The sequence below is a fragment of the Polyangium jinanense genome (assembly GCF_028435365.1).
This window is the reverse complement of sequence record NZ_JAGTJJ010000039.1, coordinates 74,199-90,764: the sequence shown is the minus strand read 5'-3', so window position 1 is coordinate 90,764 and position 16,566 is coordinate 74,199. Positions and strand designations below refer to the sequence as shown.

Sequence of the window (16,566 nt, the reverse complement as noted above, 5' to 3'; positions counted from 1 at the left end):
AGAGGAGCAGGTAGACCCCGCGATGCGATCCAAATCAGCCGATCCGACCGATGGTCAACGTAAGCCCCGCCGCGGTCGTGAGAAGTGGGTACGGCGGTGGGGCCGGATCGAGCGGGACGACCTCGAGGCACTCGTGGCAGAGCTCGAAGGGGGCGGCGAAGAGGACGAGATGGCAGCCGCCTCGGCGGCATGGCTCGACGCCATCTCGAAGGTATCGGGGGCAATTCTCTGTGGCGCGACGCTCGTCACGGAGACATATCTCGTGGGGCCTTTGCCGACCGGCGAGGAACTCGCAAAGTTCGGATGCAAGAGCGTTCGTGACGGCCGGATGATCGAGGTGTTCCAGGCGTTCGACGAGGGCGGGCTCGATGACCGAGGCCCCTACGCCGTGACGCACCGGGAGCGCGATTGGTCAGCATTCGGCGCGGCGCGCGCCTTCGTGGACTCGGTCGGGCCGAAGAACGCAGTGCGCGCGCTCGAAGCGTGGCACGAAGCGAAGACCGGGCAGCGCAATGCAGCGCGCCCCCGCCCGCCGGTCGTCATCGAGGTTGTCCGGGCGTAACCCGTAGCGTAGCGCCGGGGTTTCACCCCGGACCCCGACCAGGGGTTATCCACCCCTGGACCCGGACCAGCGCAAGCGCTGGACCCGGGGTCGATGAACTGCGCGATGCGCAGTTCATCGAACAGGCCGAGTCAAGACCGGCGACGATCCCGCCAGTCAAAACCGCAGCGCTGGTGTGTCTACTCGTCTCGGCTGGCAACGCCGCTCGTGGTCTTGCCCCGGGCCCGTCGGATAAACCGCGCATCGCGCGGGTTATCCGCCCTCGGTCCAGGCCGTGCCTGGTCCGGGGTGCAGGGGGCGGACAGCCCCCTGCTGGGGTGCGGGGCAACGCCCCGCTCCGCTCCGCGCCGCGCGTCAAAGCGGGACGTTGAACAGGCACCGCGTGATCGGGATGCCGACGTCTGCCCACACGTACAGATAGTATTTCGTGCCCGGGACGAGCTTTTCTGGGCTCCCCTCTGCGGGATGGCCCTGCTTTGTATTCGGCAGGATTTCGCCGTAGGTGATACCGCTCTTCACAGGCGCGGCGGACCATGGAACGTCGAGCCGCCAGAGCGTCCCCTCGGGCAGGTCGAGGTTCGGCGGCGCGCCTGGGTTCTTCGCGTCCGCTGATAAAATGTAAACGTAACGGGCGTCCCCGCCGGTCCACGTGATCTTGCCGGCGGCGTCCACGCCCTGGCCGGCATCACAATCGCTCGGCACGTAAAGACTCTGCTCGTACAGCGGCCCGCCGAAGGGCGTTTCGCTCGCAAAATCTTCCTTCTTGAATCCGCGCCGGAGGAGCTCGCCCTCGAAGAAAGCGACCATTCGTGCCGGGTCCGTGGTCGGAAGGCCGGCGACGTCGCGGGAAAACCCGTTGTTCTCGTCCGGCGGATAGGCGCCGAGTGCGGCTGAGGAGACCCAGCCGGCGGCGAGTGCGAGGCCCGTCGGATAGAAGCTGTCGGTCCAGATCGGGCCGGCCTCGATGTACCAGTTCGACGGACCCTCCGCGGGCGCGGCCTTCTCCGAGTGGCAACACACGCAGCCGCATGCCTCCACCTGCTCCGTCACCCAGGCTAGCTCGCCGAGCCATTGCGGGTCCGAGAGACGCGGATCGTCGTCGGGGGTCTTGAAATCGGAGGGCGGGGCGGGCCAGTAGGGGCGCTGCGTGAGGACCGGCTCGCAGGACGCGTAATCGGTGAACGCGCGGCCGGGCTCGGTACAGCCCGAGATCGCGCCGAACGTGCAGACCTTGCCGCCGTTCTCACCCGCGGGCTCGCCGGCTTTCGGGTCCACACAGACCTGCGTGGGCCACTGGAAGACCGATCCTTCCGGATCGGGATTGCCTGGCTCGTCGATCACGCCTTCACATGCGTCGGGCAGGAACTTGCCGCCGCCGAAGAGCTCGCAGCCGCGCTGGGTCGAGGCGCACTGGGCTGCGTCTTCGCCGGGGAAGACGATGCTGTATTCGTCGTCCTTTCCGCCGTCGAGCACGCATCGGCCGAGCGTCTTTGGATAGGCGCAAGCTTCGGCTTTCGTGAAGGTGGAATTCGCGAGCGCCTTGCAATCGGCCTCGGCGGTCTCGGCGGACCAGCCCTTGCCGGTGTAATCGCGGCACTCCTCGGCCTGGGTGAAGGGGCTCGTGTAGATGCAACGACCGGGCGCCACGGCGGCGGGCTCCGGGGCGGGTGCGGCTTCCTCCTCGGCCTTCTGGCAAGCGCCCAGGCCTCCGAGGGACGAAACGAGGAGCGCTGCGCCCAGCATCACGTGCGGAGAACGGAGGAGCTCTTGCTTCACGGTCGGTACTCCTGAACCTGGCCTTCGAACGAAGGGTAGTTGTGTCCCTGCTCGCTATTTTGTGCAGCGAACGTTCTATGGAATATCGTTTGTTCATGTGTTGTGCAAGCTTTGTTGAAACTTTTGTGTAGACAACGTGCGCAAGGATACGTATGCATCCCGGAAGCGCGGGGCGAAAGGGGGGAGCTACAGAGGGGAGGGTGGAGGCGGGGCGGCGGGCGGAGAGGGCGTCAAGCGCTGCGGCGGCGAACTCGCGCCCAGACGCCGCCTTTCGGGCGGAGCGTGGCGAACGTCTCGGGCTCGACGTCTTGCGGCTCGACCTCGAAGGACAAACCACGCATCAACGTGGCGAGCACGACGGGCCCTTCCATCAGCGCGAAATGGTTCCCGATGCACACGCGCGGCCCCACGCCGAACGGGATCCAGGCCGATTTCGGGCGTTTCGCCTCGTTCTCCGGGGTGAAACGGTCCGGATCGAACCTCTCGGGATCGGCGAAGCAATCCTTCCGGTGGTGCATGCCGTAGACGTTCATGAAAAAGACGGTGCGCTCGGGGAAGCTGTGGCCGCCGAGCTCGACGCGCTCGAGCGAGCGCCGCGGGAGCACGATGACCGGCGGATAGAGGCGCAGCGCCTCCTTGAAGACACGCGTCGTGTAGGCGAGCTTTTCGGGGTCGTACGAGGTCGGGCCCTCGGGGCCGAATGCGTCGGCCTCGGCCTGCACCTTCGCCCGCGCGGCGGGGTCGCGCGAGAGCAGGTAAAACGACCAGGCGAGCGCGGTCGCCGTGGTCTCGTGCCCCGCGATGAACAGCGTATTCGCTTCGTCGCGGATCTGCTTGTCGCTCATGCCCTCGCCGCCGAGATCGGCGTCGCGCGCATACAGGAGCCGCGTCAGCAGGTCATTTCGATCGGCGCGACTCGCGCGGCGGTCGTCGATCATGGCCTGAATACGTTTGTCGAGGACCTCGAGCGCGCGCACGATCTTGGGATCGTTCCGGCCGGGCATGAAGATCGGCGTATCGAGCGCGGCGCGGGCGCGGACGCGGACATCCTCGAGCCACGGCGGGAGTTTTCCATCGAGGACCTCGGTCATCCCGATGGCCGAGATCTGCAGCGTCATGTACGGCCGACCCATGTGGTTGTTCACCCAGCCGAGCGCGATGGTGAGCGCCTCGCCGAGCTCGTCGGCCTCGTCGAAGGTTCGCGCGTCGAAGAGGGCGCGGCCAACGACGCTCATCGCGACCCGCGTCATCTCGGCGGCGAGATCCGTGCGCTCGCCCTCGCGGAGCCGCTCGCGGACGCGCAGGGCCTCGCCGTTCATCGCGCTGACGTAGGTCTGGAGTTGCGTCGGGTGGAAGAGCGGCGAGAGCAAGCGGCGCTGGCGTCGCCAGAGATCGCCCTCGCTCGTGAAGAGGCCCTGGCCCGCGAGATCGTGGAGCAGGATGCGGATGCCGGGGGATTTTTCGAAACTACGCGCCTTCTCCACGAGCATCTCGTGCGCGGCCTTTGGGCCGTTCACGAAATAGAAGGTGCGATGGAGCATCCGGGCCGCGACGACGTCGCCCGTGTTGGCGACGCGCCGGAAGAAGGGCAACCGGTCGCTCTGGAAATGGTGGGCATGGCCGAGCAGGTTCTCGCCGGGGGCCGTGGGGATCGCCGTCGGGGTCATGCCCCTCGATAACACAGATCGCCGGCCGCACGGCGCCCGCCGCGTGGGCCTACGCCGATCAATCCGGCGACGAATCCGACGTCGGCGTGGCCCAGCCGAGGTGCTGGCCCCCATCGACCGCGATCATCTGCCCCGTCACCGCGCGCGCCGAAAGCAGGTAACGGACCGCGTCGCAGACGTCCTCGGGCGTGGCCCCGCGGCGGAGCGGCATGCTCTCGCATTGCGCGGCGAACTGCTCGGGGGTCTGTCGCGTGCTCGGGAGCGTCGGCCCGGGGCCCACCGCGTTCACCCGGATGCGCGGCGCGAGCGCGAGCGCGAGCGATTGCGTGAGCGCCCAGAGCCCGGCCTTGCTCACGGTATACGTCGTGTAATGCGGGCTCAGGTTCCAGACACGCTGATCGAGCACGTTCACCACCGCGCCCTCCACGCCCTCGGGCAAGCCCCGCGCGAATTGCTGCGTGAGCACGAAGGGCGCCCGCAGGTTCGCCTCCATGTGCAGGTCCCACGTCTCGCGCGTGGCCGTCTCCGGCGTGTCGTACTCGAACGTCGAGGCATTGTTCACGAGGGCCACGAGCGGCCCCACGAGCAGAGCCGCACGATCCACGAGCGAGCCCGTCTCCGCCTCGTCCGCGAGGTTCGCCGGGACCGCCGCTGCGCGCCCGCCGGCCGATTCGATGGCGGCGACGAGGCTCTCCGCGTCCTCGCGGGATCGATGGTAATGGACCGCCACGGAAAAACCGTCGCGCGCGAGCATCATCGCAATCGCGCGACCGATCCGCTTGCCTGCGCCGGTGACGAGGGCTGCCTTGCTCATGGGAAAACCCTAGCGCTCTTCGTACGTCGCGACGGCCGTGTCCGTCTCGTAGAAAGACACGGCCGTGACGGGCGCGCCGTGCGCGCGGAGGTGATCAAAAATGAGCTTGGCGAAATTCTCGGCGCTCGGATTCACCGGGAGCGTGACGAAAGCCTCGCCCGCCTGCTTCAGGAAGGGAATGACGGGGTCGTCCTCCCGCAGGATGAGGCGGTGGTCGAACTGCGCGAGGATCCAATCCTTGCCGGCCTTCTCGATGTCGAAAAAGTCCGCGACGAACCCTTTGCGGTCGAGCGTGGGCGCCGAGAGCTCGATCGCGACGCGGGCGTTGTGGCCGTGGATGCGGGCGCAAGGGCCCTCGTAGTCGAGCAGGCGGTGGCCATAACAAAACCGCACTTCTTCGGTCACGCGGAACATGGGAAGGGCGAGATACCGCGGTGTCCGCCCCACGTCAACCCGCGCCGGGGGCCCGATGAGGCTGGCGCCTCGCCAGTTGCGGGTCTATAGCGAGCGCATCCGTAGGATGTGCCCTTGACCGATCTCGTGACGTTTTTCTTCGTCGCCCTTTCGGCGGTGTTCTTCGTGGTCGACCCGATCGGCGTCGTGCCGATTTTCCTCGCCATCACGTCGAACGATCCGCCCGAAAAGATCCGGCAGATGGCGCGCCGCGCCTGCTTCACGGGCTACTTCCTCCTCATGACGTTCGCGATCTTCGGCGGCGTCATTTTCAAGATCTTCGGCATCAGCCTCGGCGCCTTCCGCGTGGCGGGCGGGCTCCTGCTCATGCTCACCGCGCTCGACATGCTGCGCGCCAAGCGCCCGGGGACCCGCACCTCGCCCGAAGAGACCGAGGAGAGCGCACGCAAGGAGGACGTGGCGCTCGTGCCCCTCGCCATGCCCCTGCTCGCCGGCCCGGGCTCCATCGCCAGCGTGATGGTGCTCATGTCCCAGGGCAACACGCGGAGCCTCCTCTACGCCGTGCCCGTCCTTCTTGCCGTCACGATCACGTTTGTCGCGGCCTATTTCATCCTGCGCGCGGCCTCGCTCGTGCAACGTGTCCTCGGGCAGAGCGGCGTGGCGATCCTGGAGCGCGTGATGGGCCTCATCCTCGCGGCCATCGCCGTGCAATTCGTGGCCGACGGCGCGCGCGATTTGCTGCGCACCCCTTGACGATCACCGTTAAGCCATGTTTTCTCCCCTACGCCCTTATCCTTACAGGGAGGCATGACATGAGCGGTCGACGTGGGACTATCTTCGGGGTGGGCTTCGTAGCGTTGCTTGCGCTTGCGGGGTGCAAGGACGAGGTGACGGGCGGTGGCACCGGCGGGACCGGCGGCACGGGCGGCAGCGGAAACGGCGGCACGGGCGGCATCGGGACGGGCGGCACCGGTGGCATCGGGACGGGCGGCACCGGCGGCGAGGGCGGTGGCACGGGCGGTAGCGGAAACGGCGGCAGCGGCGGCGGCGGCCCCGCGGCGTGCGTCGCGGCCGAGAAGCTCGACCTGCTCTTCGCGATCGACAATTCGCGCAGCATGGCCGACAAGCAGAACATCCTGGCCCGCGCGATCCCGGACATCGTGCAGGGCGTCATCAACCCGCCTTGCATCGACGCGTCGGGCGTGCCCGTGCCCGCGGGGCAGCAGCCGAGCGTGCCCACGGACTCCTGTCCGCCTGGTACGTTCCGCGCCTTCGAGCCGATCTCCGACATTCACATCGGCGTCATCAGCTCCAGCATCGGCGGCCACGGCGCGGATTCGTGCCCGAACGTGGATGCGAACAGCTTCGAGTGTTCGCCGAACCCGAACACGACGAACAACGACAAGGGGCACCTGCTCTCGCGCCTGGATCAATGCGGCGGCGCGGATGTGCCGACGTACGCGAACAAGGGCTTCCTCGCCTGGGATCCCAACCAGCAGCTCAACCCGCCGGGTGAGGGCCAGGTCGACGACGGCATGGGCGGCGGCCTCGTGCCGGCGCTGCGCGACATGGTCATCGGCGTCGGGCAGATCGGCTGCGGCTACGAGTCGCAGCTCGAGAGCATCTACCGCTTCCTCGTGGATCCCGAGCCCTACGAGAGCATCTCGGTCGTGAACAACAGGGCGGTGCCCGACGGCATCGACACCGTGCTCCTGCAGCAACGCGCGGAGTTCCTGCGGCCGGATTCGCTGCTCACCGTGCTCATGCTGACCGACGAGAACGATTGCTCGACGAAGGAATACGGGCAGTTCTATTACGTCAACCAGCTCCGCGTCGGCGCGACGAACGTGCGGATGCCACGCGCGCGGCAGGAATGCGCGGTCAATCCGAACGATCCGTGCTGCAAATCGTGCGGCCAGGACCCGGGGCAGTGCCCGGCCGATCCGTCGTGCCAGGACCCGAACGGCGGCGTCGCGCTCTACACGACCCAAGAGGACGACATCAACCTGCGCTGCTGGGACCAGAAGCGCCGCTTCGGCATCGATTTCATGTATCCGATCGACCGGTACGCGCAGGCGTTCAGTCAGGCCACGATCACGAACCGGGCCGGCGAGCTCGTGCCGAACCCGCTCTTCTCGGACCTCGACCCGAACGACAACATCACGGCGATTCGCGGGCCCGAGAAGGTGCTCATCAGCGGGCTCGTGGGCGTGCCCTGGCAAGACGTGGCGCGCGACCTGAGCGACATCTCGAAGGGCTTCAAGACCGCGGCCGAGCTCGCCGCGCCGCTCGACGCGAGCGGCATGACGACCTGGGACGTGATCCTCGGCGAGCCCGCAGACCATGTGAAGCCGCTCGATCCGCACATGGTCGAGTCGAGCCTGCCGCGCGTCGGGACGAACCCGATCACCGGTGACGTGCTCGTGAACGGGTCGAACCCGGGCGGGAACCCGATCAACGGCAACGAGTGGACGATCGACAACAACGATCTGCAATACGCGTGCATCCTGCCGCTCCTGCCCGGCGAGCAGCGCGACTGCTCGAACCCGAGCGTGACGGCGTGCGATTGCTTCGAGCCGAACAACGACAACCCGCTCTGCGAGGTCGACCCCGCGACCGGCGGGCGCACGCTCCAGGTCCGCGCCAAGGCCTATCCGGGCCTCCGGCCGCTCTCGCTGTTCCGGGCGCTCGGGGATCAGGCGGTGGTCGGCTCGGTTTGTCCGGCGAACCTCGACGACCTCGCGTCGCCGGCGTTCGGCTATCGGCCGATCGTGCGGTCCGTGGTCGATTGGCTCACGCGCCGCAACTGCCAGAACCAGCCGTGATTCGATAGATGGCAAAGAGGGTGCGCCCCGCGTCGGGGGCGCACCCTCGCTCGCCTCGTCAGGAGACGAGGATCTGCATCGGGCGCTCGATGAGCGCCCGCAGCGCCTTCAGGAACGTCGCGCCCACGGCGCCGTCGATGACGCGGTGATCGCAGGAGAGCGTCATCGCGAGGCGGCGACCGGGGACCACGGCATCACCCTTCACGACGGGCTCGCGCCGCACCTGACCGACGGCGAGGATCGCGCCCTCGGGCGGGTTGATGACCGCGGAGAACTCGTCGATCCCGTACATGCCGAGGTTCGAGATGGAGAACGTGCCGTTCGCCATCTCCTCGGGCTTGAGTTTTTTCGCTTTGGCGCGCGAGGCGAGGTCGCGGATCTCCGCGGCGATGGTGGTGATGCTCTTCTTGTCGGCATCACGCACGACGGGCGTGACGAGGCCCTCGGACACGGCGACGGCGACCGAGATGTCGACGCGGCGATGCACGAGAATGGCGTCGGGCGTATATTGCGCGTTGCACTCGGGGACGCGGTGCAATGCAATGGCGCAGGCCTTGACGAGCAGATCGTTCAGCGAGATCTTCGCCGCATCCTTGCCGGGCTCCGCGGCCGCGGCGAGCTCGGCGTTGATCTGCTCGCGCAGGGCATTCAGCGGATCCGCGTCGACGTCGATCGTCAGATAAAAATGCGGGACCGTCTGCTTCGACTCGACGAGCCGCCGCGCGATGGCCTTGCGCATCATGCTGAGCGGACGCACCTCGGGCGCGAGGAGCTCGCCCGGCGCGGCGGCGACGGGCGCCGGAGCGGCGGCTGCAGGCGCGGGGGCCGGGGCAGGCGCGGCCTTCGGGAGCGCGTCGAGGTCGCGGGCGACGATGCGGCCGCCCGGACCCGAGCCCGTCACGCCGGCGAGGCTCAGGTCTCGCTCCCGAGCGAGCTTGCGGACGTACGGAGAGGCTTTTACGCGCCCAGGCTCGCCCGCAGGCGCGGGAGCGGCCGCAGGCGCGGGAGCGGGAGCGGGGGCGGGCGCCGGAGCGGCAGCGGGTGCGGGCGCGGCCGCAGGTGCGGGAGCGGGCGCAGGCGCAGGCGCGGGAGCCGCCTCGGCCTTCGGAGCCGGGGCCGGGGCCGGTGCGCCGCCGCCGCCCGCCTTCGCGACGAGCGCGGCGATGTCCTCACCCGCCGCGCCGATGATCGCCACGGGTTGTCCGAGGCGCACGACGCTGCCTGCGGGCGTCAGGATCTTGAGGATCGTGCCCTTGTCGAAGGACCGATACTCCATCGTCGCCTTGTCGGTTTCGACCTCGGCGAGCAGATCGTCGACGCCGATCGTGTCCCCTTCCTTCTTGTGCCAGACGCTGATCTGTCCCTCCTCCATCGTGGGGGACAGCTTCGGCATTTCGAGAATCTTGGCCATGACCGATCAGCCCTTTCGGTACAGCACCTGGCGGACCGCGTCGGCGATCCGATCGGGTTGCGGCAGGACGTACTGCTCGAGCTTCGCGTTGTACGGCATGGGTACGTCGCGGAACGTGACGCGCAGGATCGGCGCGTCGAGCTCGTCGAAGGCGAGCCGCTGGATGCGGTCGACGATCTCGCCGCCCACGCCGCCATACGGCCAGCCCTCGTAGGTGAGCACCGCGCGGTGCGTCTTCTGCACCGTCCGCACGAGCGCTTGCTCGTCGAGCGGACGCAGCGATCGGAGATCCACGACCTCCGCGTCGATGCCCTCCTTTTCGAGCTGCGCCGCGGCCTCGAGCGCCACGTGCACCGGGCGACCGTACGCGATGATCGACACGTCCTTGCCCTCGCGCGCGATGCGAGCCTGGCCCATCGGGACGAGGACATCCGGATCGTCCGGCACTTCGCCCTTCACGTTGTAGAGCGTCTCGCTCTCCATGAAGAGCACCGGATCTTCGTCGCGGATCGCCGTCTTGAGCAGGCCCTTCGCGTCGGCGGGCGTCGCGGGAGCCAAAACCTTCAAGCCGGGAACGTGCGCGTAAAAGTGCTCCATCGCGTGCGAGTGCTGCGAGCCCACTTGCCGCGCCGATCCGTTCGGCGCGCGCAGCACGATGGGCACGTGGAGCTGGCCGCCCGACATCTGTCGGATCTTCGCCGCGTTGTTCAGGATCTGATCAAACGCGACGGCGGAGAAGTTCCACGTCATGTACTCGACGATCGGCCGGAGTCCGACCATCGCCGCGCCGATCGAGATGCCCGTGAAGCCGCTCTCCGTGATCGGGGCGTCGATCACGCGCTTCGGGCCGAAGCGCTCGAGCATGCCCTCGCTCACCTTGTACGCGCCCTGGTACGCGCCGACCTCCTCGCCGATGAGGTAGACGCGCTCGTCGCGCTCCATTTCCTCGATCATGGCGGCGCGAACCGCCTCCCTGTAGCGCAAGACGGTCATCGCGCGAATGCTCCCTTGTAGGTGGTCGCCTCGAGCAGCTCGGGCCCCGGCTCGGGGCTCTCTTCGGCGAAACGAATGGCGTCCTCGATCTCGGCCTCGATCTCGGCCTCGATCTTCTGCAGCGCCTCTTGATGGCCTTTTCCTTCGAGCTCCGCGCGCGAGACCATGAGCGGGTCCTTGCGCTTGCGCTCTTCGAGCTCGTCCGGCGTGCGGTACTTGCCCGGATCGCTCATCGAGTGGCCGCGGAAGCGATACGTGCGCACCTCGACGAGCGTGGGCTCGCTCGTCGTGCGCGCGCGGTCGATCGCCTCGCCGATGCGGTCGTGGACCTCGAGCACGTGGTGCGCGAAGAACCGATCACGCGCCATGCCGTAGCCCACGGCCTTGAGCGAGACGTCTTCGACCGAGAGCGTGCGCGAGAGCGACGTGCCCATCGCGTACTCGTTGTTCTCGACGACGATCACGATCGGCAGCTTCCAGAGCGCCGCGAGCGACATGCCCTCGTGGAAGTCGCCGATGCTCACCGCGCCCTCGCCGAGGAAGACGATCGCGACGCGACCATCCTCACGGTACTTCGAGGCGAACGCGGTGCCGACGGCGAGCGGGACGTGGCCGCCCACGATGCCGTAGCCGCCGAGCATGTTGTGCTCGGCGTCGAAGAAGTGCATCGAGCCGCCGAGGCCCTTCGAGCAACCCGTGACCTTGCCGAAGAGCTCCGCCATCGCCGCGCGTGAAGTCATCCCGCGTGCGAGGGCGAGGCCGTGGTCCCGGTACGTGGTGATCGCGTAGTCTGTCGGCTCGAGCGATGCGACGGCGCCGACGGCCACCGCCTCCTGGCCGATGTACAGGTGGAGAAAGCCACCGATCTTGCCCTGCGCGTAAGCGCGCGCCGCTTCTTCCTCGAAGCGGCGGATCTGAAACATTTTTCGATACAGGGCGAGGTGGAGCTCGTCGGAATGTTGGCGCGTCGTGGTCATGAGGTGATCGCGGCCTCCCGCCCCGCGAGCGTGTCCTCCGCGGGCGTGCTTCTGTCAAGTCCCGGGTTTTCGCTGTGCTGCGTCATCCGCACGTTTTCCCGCAGCTCGTCCGGATACAACCTGCCAAGGATTCGAGCGCGGAGACAGCTTCGGTCGTCGCCTCCATCGGGCAGGCTTTGACGGCGCAGCCGTCGAAGTCCGACTCGGAAGGGGAGAGACAACCCGCCGTGCGCGCGCAGTTCCAGAGCGCGTCGCACGGCGTCCCTTCATCGCATGCGAGCGCCGCCGCGCAACACTGGCCGTAGACGCAGGCGTCGCACGCGGTCATGCCCGTGGTCGGATCACACGACGAACCCCCGCCCGCGCCGCCCTGGCCGCCTGCGCCGCCTTCACCGCCCGCGCCGCCCTGGCCGCCTGCGCCGCCATCGCCGCCCGCGCCGCCCTCACCGCCATCGCCGCCCGCGCCGGGGAACAACGGGCCCTCTTCCTCGGAGCCGCAGCCGTAGGGCAGGGCGACCACGAGGGCCGTCGCGAAGAAGAGCCAAGTCGTCTTGCGCATCATGTGCCTCGTTCCGGTTTTCATCGTGCCTTCCTCGCCCTTCGCGCGAGCCGCGCCGCGAGCGCCGCCACGAGCCCGAGGCCCGCGAGCGCGAACCCGCCCTGGGCCGCGGGCGCGAGCGAGCAGCCGCCGCGGTACTCGACCGTCTCGGGCGCGGCGGGCGCGCCGCCGTCGGTCGTCGGGCCCGCGTCGGGCGAGACCTCCGAGTCGCACTTGCCGGCCTGGCAAATGAGGCCCCCCGGGCACGTCGCGTCCTCGTCGATCTCGTTATTGCAGTTGTCGTCGATGCCGTTGCAGGTCTCGGGCAGGCCCGGCGCGATCTTGTCGTTCGTGTCGTCGCAGTCGGTCTCGCCGCACAGGATCGAGCGCGCCCCGTCGGCGTCGAAGTCGGTGCACTCGACGTTCTGATCGTCGAACTCGTTCGTGCCCTGATCTCCGATGCCCGTGGAACAACCCTCGGACGCCGGCCCGCCGTTCACGTCGATGACGCCCACCGGCGGCGACGACACGCTGCTCGCGTGGATGCGCACGATGCCGCCGCCGCCTGAGCCGCCGACGCCGACCGTGCCGATCCCGCCGGCGCCGCCCTTCGCCGTGATCTTCGCCTTCGTCTGCCAGTCGATGACGTAGGCGTCGAGGATCACGTGGCCGCCCGCGCCGCCGCCCGCGCCGATGTTGGAGAGCACGTTGCCGTTCGCGCCGTTCGCCGCGATCGTCCCGTTGATCTCGATGCGCGTGGCTTGCAGCCAGACCCCGCCGCCGCCGTTGCCGCCGCTCGCGCCCATGCCGGGCGTCGAGCTGCCCGAGCCGCCCGCGCTGCCGAGGTCGAGCATCGAGGGGGTGCCGTAGGACGAGCCGCCGAGGCCGAAGGGACCGCCGCACAGGGGCGCCTGGGTCGTCCCGTCGCCGCCGCCGCCGAAGTACGCGCCGCCGCCGCCCGCGCTGTTCCCGTTCACCTGACCGCCGCCCATGCCCTCGCCGGGCAGGCCCGCCTTGCCGGGATGACCCGAGCCCGTGGCGTCGATCAAGCCGTCGGACTCGATGATGATGCGGTTGGCGCGGATGTGCAGGCGTCCCGTCGAGGGCCCCGTGCCCTTGGCGAGCACGCGGAGCACGGCGCCGCTCTTGATGGTCAGGATGTTGAAGTCGTTCGTGATGTTGCCCGGGAGCGTCGCCGGTTGACCCGTGTTCTCCACGGTGAGCGACGGCGCGGCGAAGGCCGCGCTCGGGATGCTGAGCAGCAGCGCCGCGGGTAAGGCGGCTCTGATCGGAAAAGCAAAAGAACGCATGATCATGGCGAAAGGCCTCTACGGTTTGGCCGGCGCGGGTGCGGCCTGCGAAGCGGCCGGCGCCGGGGAAGCGGGAAGGGCGGAGGGCGCGCTCGTGGGGCTCGCCGACGGGGCGCTCGTGGGCGACGCAGAGGGCGCGGCCGATCCCGAAGGCGCAGGCGCGCTCGCGTCGAGGCCCGCGTCCGTCGCGAGCTCGGGCCCCGCGTCGGCCTCGGCCTCCGGGGGATCCTCGCTCGCCGCGCTCGAGGGCTCGACGCGCGGGCGCGAGGTGCGCGGCTGCGGCGTGGACACGGTCGGGCGAGGTTTGTCGGCCGAGGCGGGCGGGGGGACGTCGGTGGAGGCGCTCGCCGAGGGAAGCGCGCGCCGGTTCTGGGCTTCGCTGTCGTCGTGGAGCGCGAGCCGCACGAGCAGCGTGGCCGTGACCGCGACGACGACCATGCCGATCAGCACTTGCCCGCGCTTGCGCTCGGACGGCAGCTCTCCTGCGGCGTGCGGCATCGCCTCGTGGTGGATGGACGCGGCCGTCACGCGGCCGGGCGCGCTCGGCGCGGTGGCGCGGGGCGCGGGCGTCTCCACGGCGGGCGCGAGCGCCTCGGCGAGGGCTTCGCCGAACGCCGCGCAGCTCTCGTAGCGATCGTGCGGCGCCTTGGCCATCGCCACGGCGAAGACGTCGTCCACGGCGGCGGGCAGGCCGCGGCGCGTGGCCAAGCGGTTCGGCGGATCCCGCGCGATTCGCGCGGCCACCTCGACGGCGTCGTCGCCGGGGAACGCGCGTTCGCCGAAGAGCGCTTCGTACAGCGATGCAGCGAGAGAAAACTGATCACTCGCGGGGGAAAAGTTCTTCCCGCCGAACGTCTCGGGCGCGCTGTAGGCGGGTGTGCCCATGAGGCCGCCTGCGTGCGTGAGCGTCGAGTCGGGGATCTTGGCGATGCCGAAGTCCGCGATCTTGCCGCCGGTGCGCGAGAGGATGATGTTCTCGGGCTTGATGTCGCGGTGGAGGATGCCCTCGCCGTGCGCGAACGTGAGCGCGCTCCCGAGCTCGCGCGCGAGCCGCGCGGCCTCGCCGGCTGGCATTGCGCCGGCCTTCAGGCGTTGCTTGAGCGTCGGCCCTTCGACGTACTCGAACACGAGGTAGAGCCCGAAGCGCCCGTCCTCGCCCATGTCGTGCAGCGTGACGAGGTTCGGATGCGCGACGCGTGCGGCGGCGCGAGCCTCGTGGCGCATGCGGGCGAGCAGGCCCTCCCGCACGTCGCGCGGGATCAGGAGATCGCCGCGCAAGAGCTTCACCGCGACATCACGACCGAGCACGGGATCGTGGGCGCAGAGCACGCGGCCCATCGCGCCTTCGCCGACGAGGCGTAAGACCTCGTAACGGCCGATGATGCTGGGCAGCTCGAGATCGGGCTGGGAGGCTTGGGGCTCGGGCACGCGCTCGACGGTTTTAGCCGCCAGAGGCGAGCGAGGGAAGGGCGGATACGCTTCGAGCGACGAACAGATCGAGGCTCGCGCCGAGCGTCCAGTGAAGCAGGAAGGGCCCGAGCATCGAGCGACCCCGGAAGGCGAGGGCGCCGAAGACAAGGCCTCCCGGAACGGTCAGGAGGACCTCCAGAGCGGGCTTGCCCACGTGCACGAGGGTGAACGGCAGAAGGTGCAGCACGATCGCGGCAGGTCCGCCGAGATCCCGCGCGAGGCCCACGACGAGCAGACCTCGAAAGAAGAACTCCCAGGCGAAAAACGCGGCGCCCCACATGGCGATCCACCCGAACCACCCGAAGAGCCCGGAGATCCCCGCCGTGTGGGCTCGGTAATGCGCGGCGACGCCAGGCACACGCGCGAGGATCGCGGCGCCGATCACCACGAGGGGCAAGAGCCCGATCGTGATCGTCCCCCAGCGCCGCGCGTCGCCGAACCCGAGCCCGAGGTGCGCGGGTTTGGGAAGGCCCCCGATCCTGGCGAGGGCGAGCGGCGCGGCGAACAGCAGCACCACGTGGGCCAGGACCCAGCCGGCGTGCCTTTGCATGCGCGGGTCGAGCAGCGTCGCGATCGGCCGCACGAGCAAGCTGCCGATGGCCATGCCCTCGAACCGGAGGAGCGCGAGGAGCGCGCAGGCGACAGCAAAGACGAGCGCCGCGCGCGCCGGGGATCGCGAGCTCGTGCCTTCCTCGCGCATGCCGTGGCATCGTAGCAGTCTCGCGTGATCCCCTGGTTCAAGTTTCCCGCCTTGCCGTTCGGCCTCCACGGGTTCGGCCTCTTGCTCACGCTCTCGGTGATCGTGAACCACCTCGTGCTCGTGCGGCGCGCGCGTGCCCTCGAGCTCGGTTCGAAGGGGGCGATCGAGGCGCTCGCGATCGGCACGGTGGCGGCGGCGATCGGCGGCGCGTACGGCGTGGGGAAGCTCGTGGGCGGAGGCGGGACGCTCTCGTCGGCGGGCGGTTGCCTCGGGGCGATCGTGGGCCTCGTGGGGCTCGCGCGGGCGCTGCGGATGCCCGTGCTCGCCGCGGCCGACGCGGCCACGTACGCGTTTCCCTTCGGATGGATTTTTGCGCGCGCGGCTTGCGCGTTCGCGCATGATCATCCGGGCCGGCTCTCCTCGTCCTGGCTCGCCGTGCAGTACCCGGGCGGCGCGCGCTTCGACCTCGGCTTGCTCGAGTGGATGGCGACGCCGCTGCTCGTCGTGCTCGTCGTGCTCGCGTCGCGTCGCGCGTCGCGCCCGGGCGTGGTGACCGGCGTGCTCGCGGTCGCTTATGGAGCCCTGCGTCTGGGCTTGGATTTTTTGCGCGCGGAGGACGGGCGTTTCTCGGATCCGCGGTGGCACGGGCTCACGGCGGCGCAGTGGGTTTGCCTCGGCGTGATGATCCCGGTCGGGATCGTCTTGCTCCTGCTCAAGGCCACCCCGTCGCCGCCCGCAGCGCTTGCCCAAGCAGCGAGCTCACCGCGTTCGCCGCGATCGCCCACCCGAACGCCCTCCGCGCCGTGATCCCCGCCTTCCAGAAGTACGCCGCTTCCACCGCCACGGCGAACCCCTCCGCGAGGACCCCGTACCCGAGGTAGTACCCGAGCTCCCCCAGCACGAACCGCCGATCGGCGCTGATCGCCGCCACGTACAGCGACCTCCACAGGCTCGGCATGACGAACCACACGATCGGGTGCGTGATCGCGCTCGCGCCGAACGCGACGAGCGGCCGCACGCCGAGAGCGCGCCGGTAGATCGGGACCTCGATCGCCTGCGTCAGGACGAACGCCACGCCGTACCGGGCGATCGCCTCCCCGGCCTGCATG

Annotated in this window: 16 protein-coding genes; 4 read left to right on the top strand and 12 right to left on the bottom strand. The window is 69.3% G+C overall.

Annotation, left to right across the window (positions count from 1 at the left end; genetic code table 11):
• Positions 1–133: 133 nt before the first annotated feature.
• Complete coding sequence (locus tag KEG57_RS38900) at positions 134–562, top strand: hypothetical protein (protein ID WP_272422283.1); 429 nt, start codon at positions 134–136, stop codon at positions 560–562.
• Positions 563–916: 354 nt separating this feature from the next.
• Here KEG57_RS38900 and KEG57_RS38895 read toward each other — a convergent pair whose 3' ends face one another.
• From KEG57_RS38895 to KEG57_RS38880, 4 genes are all read right to left on the bottom strand, one after another.
• Complete coding sequence (locus KEG57_RS38895; RefSeq protein ID WP_272427047.1) at positions 917–2,338, bottom strand: proteinase inhibitor; 1,422 nt, start codon at positions 2,336–2,338, stop codon at positions 917–919.
• A 230-nt stretch (positions 2,339–2,568) separates the two neighbouring features.
• On the bottom strand, positions 2,569–4,005 hold the full coding sequence (locus KEG57_RS38890; RefSeq protein WP_272427046.1) for a cytochrome P450: 1,437 nt from the start codon (positions 4,003–4,005) through the stop codon (positions 2,569–2,571).
• A 58-nt stretch (positions 4,006–4,063) separates the two neighbouring features.
• Positions 4,064–4,819, bottom strand: a complete 756-nt coding sequence (locus tag KEG57_RS38885; RefSeq protein WP_272427045.1) for an SDR family oxidoreductase — start codon at positions 4,817–4,819, stop codon at positions 4,064–4,066.
• Between the two features lie 9 nt (positions 4,820–4,828).
• On the bottom strand, positions 4,829–5,233 hold the full coding sequence (locus KEG57_RS38880; RefSeq protein WP_272427044.1) for a 6-pyruvoyl trahydropterin synthase family protein: 405 nt from the start codon (positions 5,231–5,233) through the stop codon (positions 4,829–4,831).
• Positions 5,234–5,341: 108 nt separating this feature from the next.
• Between KEG57_RS38880 and KEG57_RS38875 the strand changes: the two genes are divergently transcribed.
• Both KEG57_RS38875 and KEG57_RS38870 read left to right on the top strand, forming a co-directional pair.
• Positions 5,342–5,986, top strand: coding sequence for a MarC family protein (locus KEG57_RS38875; RefSeq protein WP_308215661.1), 645 nt, complete (start codon positions 5,342–5,344; stop codon positions 5,984–5,986).
• Positions 5,987–6,045: 59 nt separating this feature from the next.
• A complete protein-coding gene (locus KEG57_RS38870) occupies positions 6,046–8,058 on the top strand; it encodes a hypothetical protein (protein ID WP_272427042.1) in 2,013 nt (670 codons plus the stop codon).
• Between the two features lie 58 nt (positions 8,059–8,116).
• Here KEG57_RS38870 and KEG57_RS38865 read toward each other — a convergent pair whose 3' ends face one another.
• The 7 genes from KEG57_RS38865 to KEG57_RS38835 all read right to left on the bottom strand — a co-directional run bounded on the left by KEG57_RS38865 (position 8,117) and on the right by KEG57_RS38835 (position 15,457).
• Complete coding sequence (locus KEG57_RS38865) at positions 8,117–9,469, bottom strand: pyruvate dehydrogenase complex dihydrolipoamide acetyltransferase (RefSeq protein WP_272427041.1); 1,353 nt, start codon at positions 9,467–9,469, stop codon at positions 8,117–8,119.
• Positions 9,470–9,475: 6 nt separating this feature from the next.
• Positions 9,476–10,462, bottom strand: coding sequence for a pyruvate dehydrogenase complex E1 component subunit beta (locus KEG57_RS38860; RefSeq protein WP_272427039.1), 987 nt, complete (start codon positions 10,460–10,462; stop codon positions 9,476–9,478).
• Positions 10,459–11,439 carry a pyruvate dehydrogenase (acetyl-transferring) E1 component subunit alpha gene (pdhA, locus tag KEG57_RS38855; RefSeq protein ID WP_272427038.1) on the bottom strand — a complete coding sequence of 327 codons (981 nt, stop codon included), beginning with the start codon at positions 11,437–11,439 and terminating at the stop codon, positions 10,459–10,461. Before pdhA ends, KEG57_RS38860 begins: the two co-directional genes overlap by 4 nt.
• A gap of 82 nt (positions 11,440–11,521) precedes the next feature.
• Positions 11,522–12,022 (bottom strand): hypothetical protein, encoded by a 501-nt coding sequence (locus KEG57_RS38850; protein ID WP_272427037.1) that lies wholly within the window; start codon positions 12,020–12,022, stop codon positions 11,522–11,524.
• Complete coding sequence (locus KEG57_RS38845; protein ID WP_272427036.1) at positions 12,019–13,293, bottom strand: putative metal-binding motif-containing protein; 1,275 nt, start codon at positions 13,291–13,293, stop codon at positions 12,019–12,021. Before KEG57_RS38845 ends, KEG57_RS38850 begins: the two co-directional genes overlap by 4 nt.
• Positions 13,294–13,305: 12 nt before the next feature.
• Positions 13,306–14,715, bottom strand: a complete 1,410-nt coding sequence (locus KEG57_RS38840) for a serine/threonine protein kinase (RefSeq protein WP_272427035.1) — start codon at positions 14,713–14,715, stop codon at positions 13,306–13,308.
• Positions 14,716–14,728: 13 nt separating this feature from the next.
• Positions 14,729–15,457, bottom strand: a complete 729-nt coding sequence (locus KEG57_RS38835) for a CPBP family intramembrane glutamic endopeptidase (protein ID WP_272427034.1) — start codon at positions 15,455–15,457, stop codon at positions 14,729–14,731.
• A 24-nt stretch (positions 15,458–15,481) separates the two neighbouring features.
• On the opposite strand from KEG57_RS38835, the gene KEG57_RS38830 reads away from it, so the two are divergent.
• Positions 15,482–16,264: a prolipoprotein diacylglyceryl transferase family protein gene (locus KEG57_RS38830; RefSeq protein ID WP_272427033.1), complete on the top strand. Its 783-nt coding sequence runs from the start codon at positions 15,482–15,484 to the stop codon at positions 16,262–16,264.
• Here the strand turns inward: KEG57_RS38830 and KEG57_RS38825 are convergent.
• Entirely contained in the window at positions 16,170–16,565 is a 396-nt protein-coding gene (locus KEG57_RS38825) for a hypothetical protein (protein WP_272427031.1), read from the bottom strand. The two genes, KEG57_RS38830 and KEG57_RS38825, sit on opposite strands and share 95 nt — an antisense overlap.
• Position 16,566: the final 1 nt, after the last annotated feature.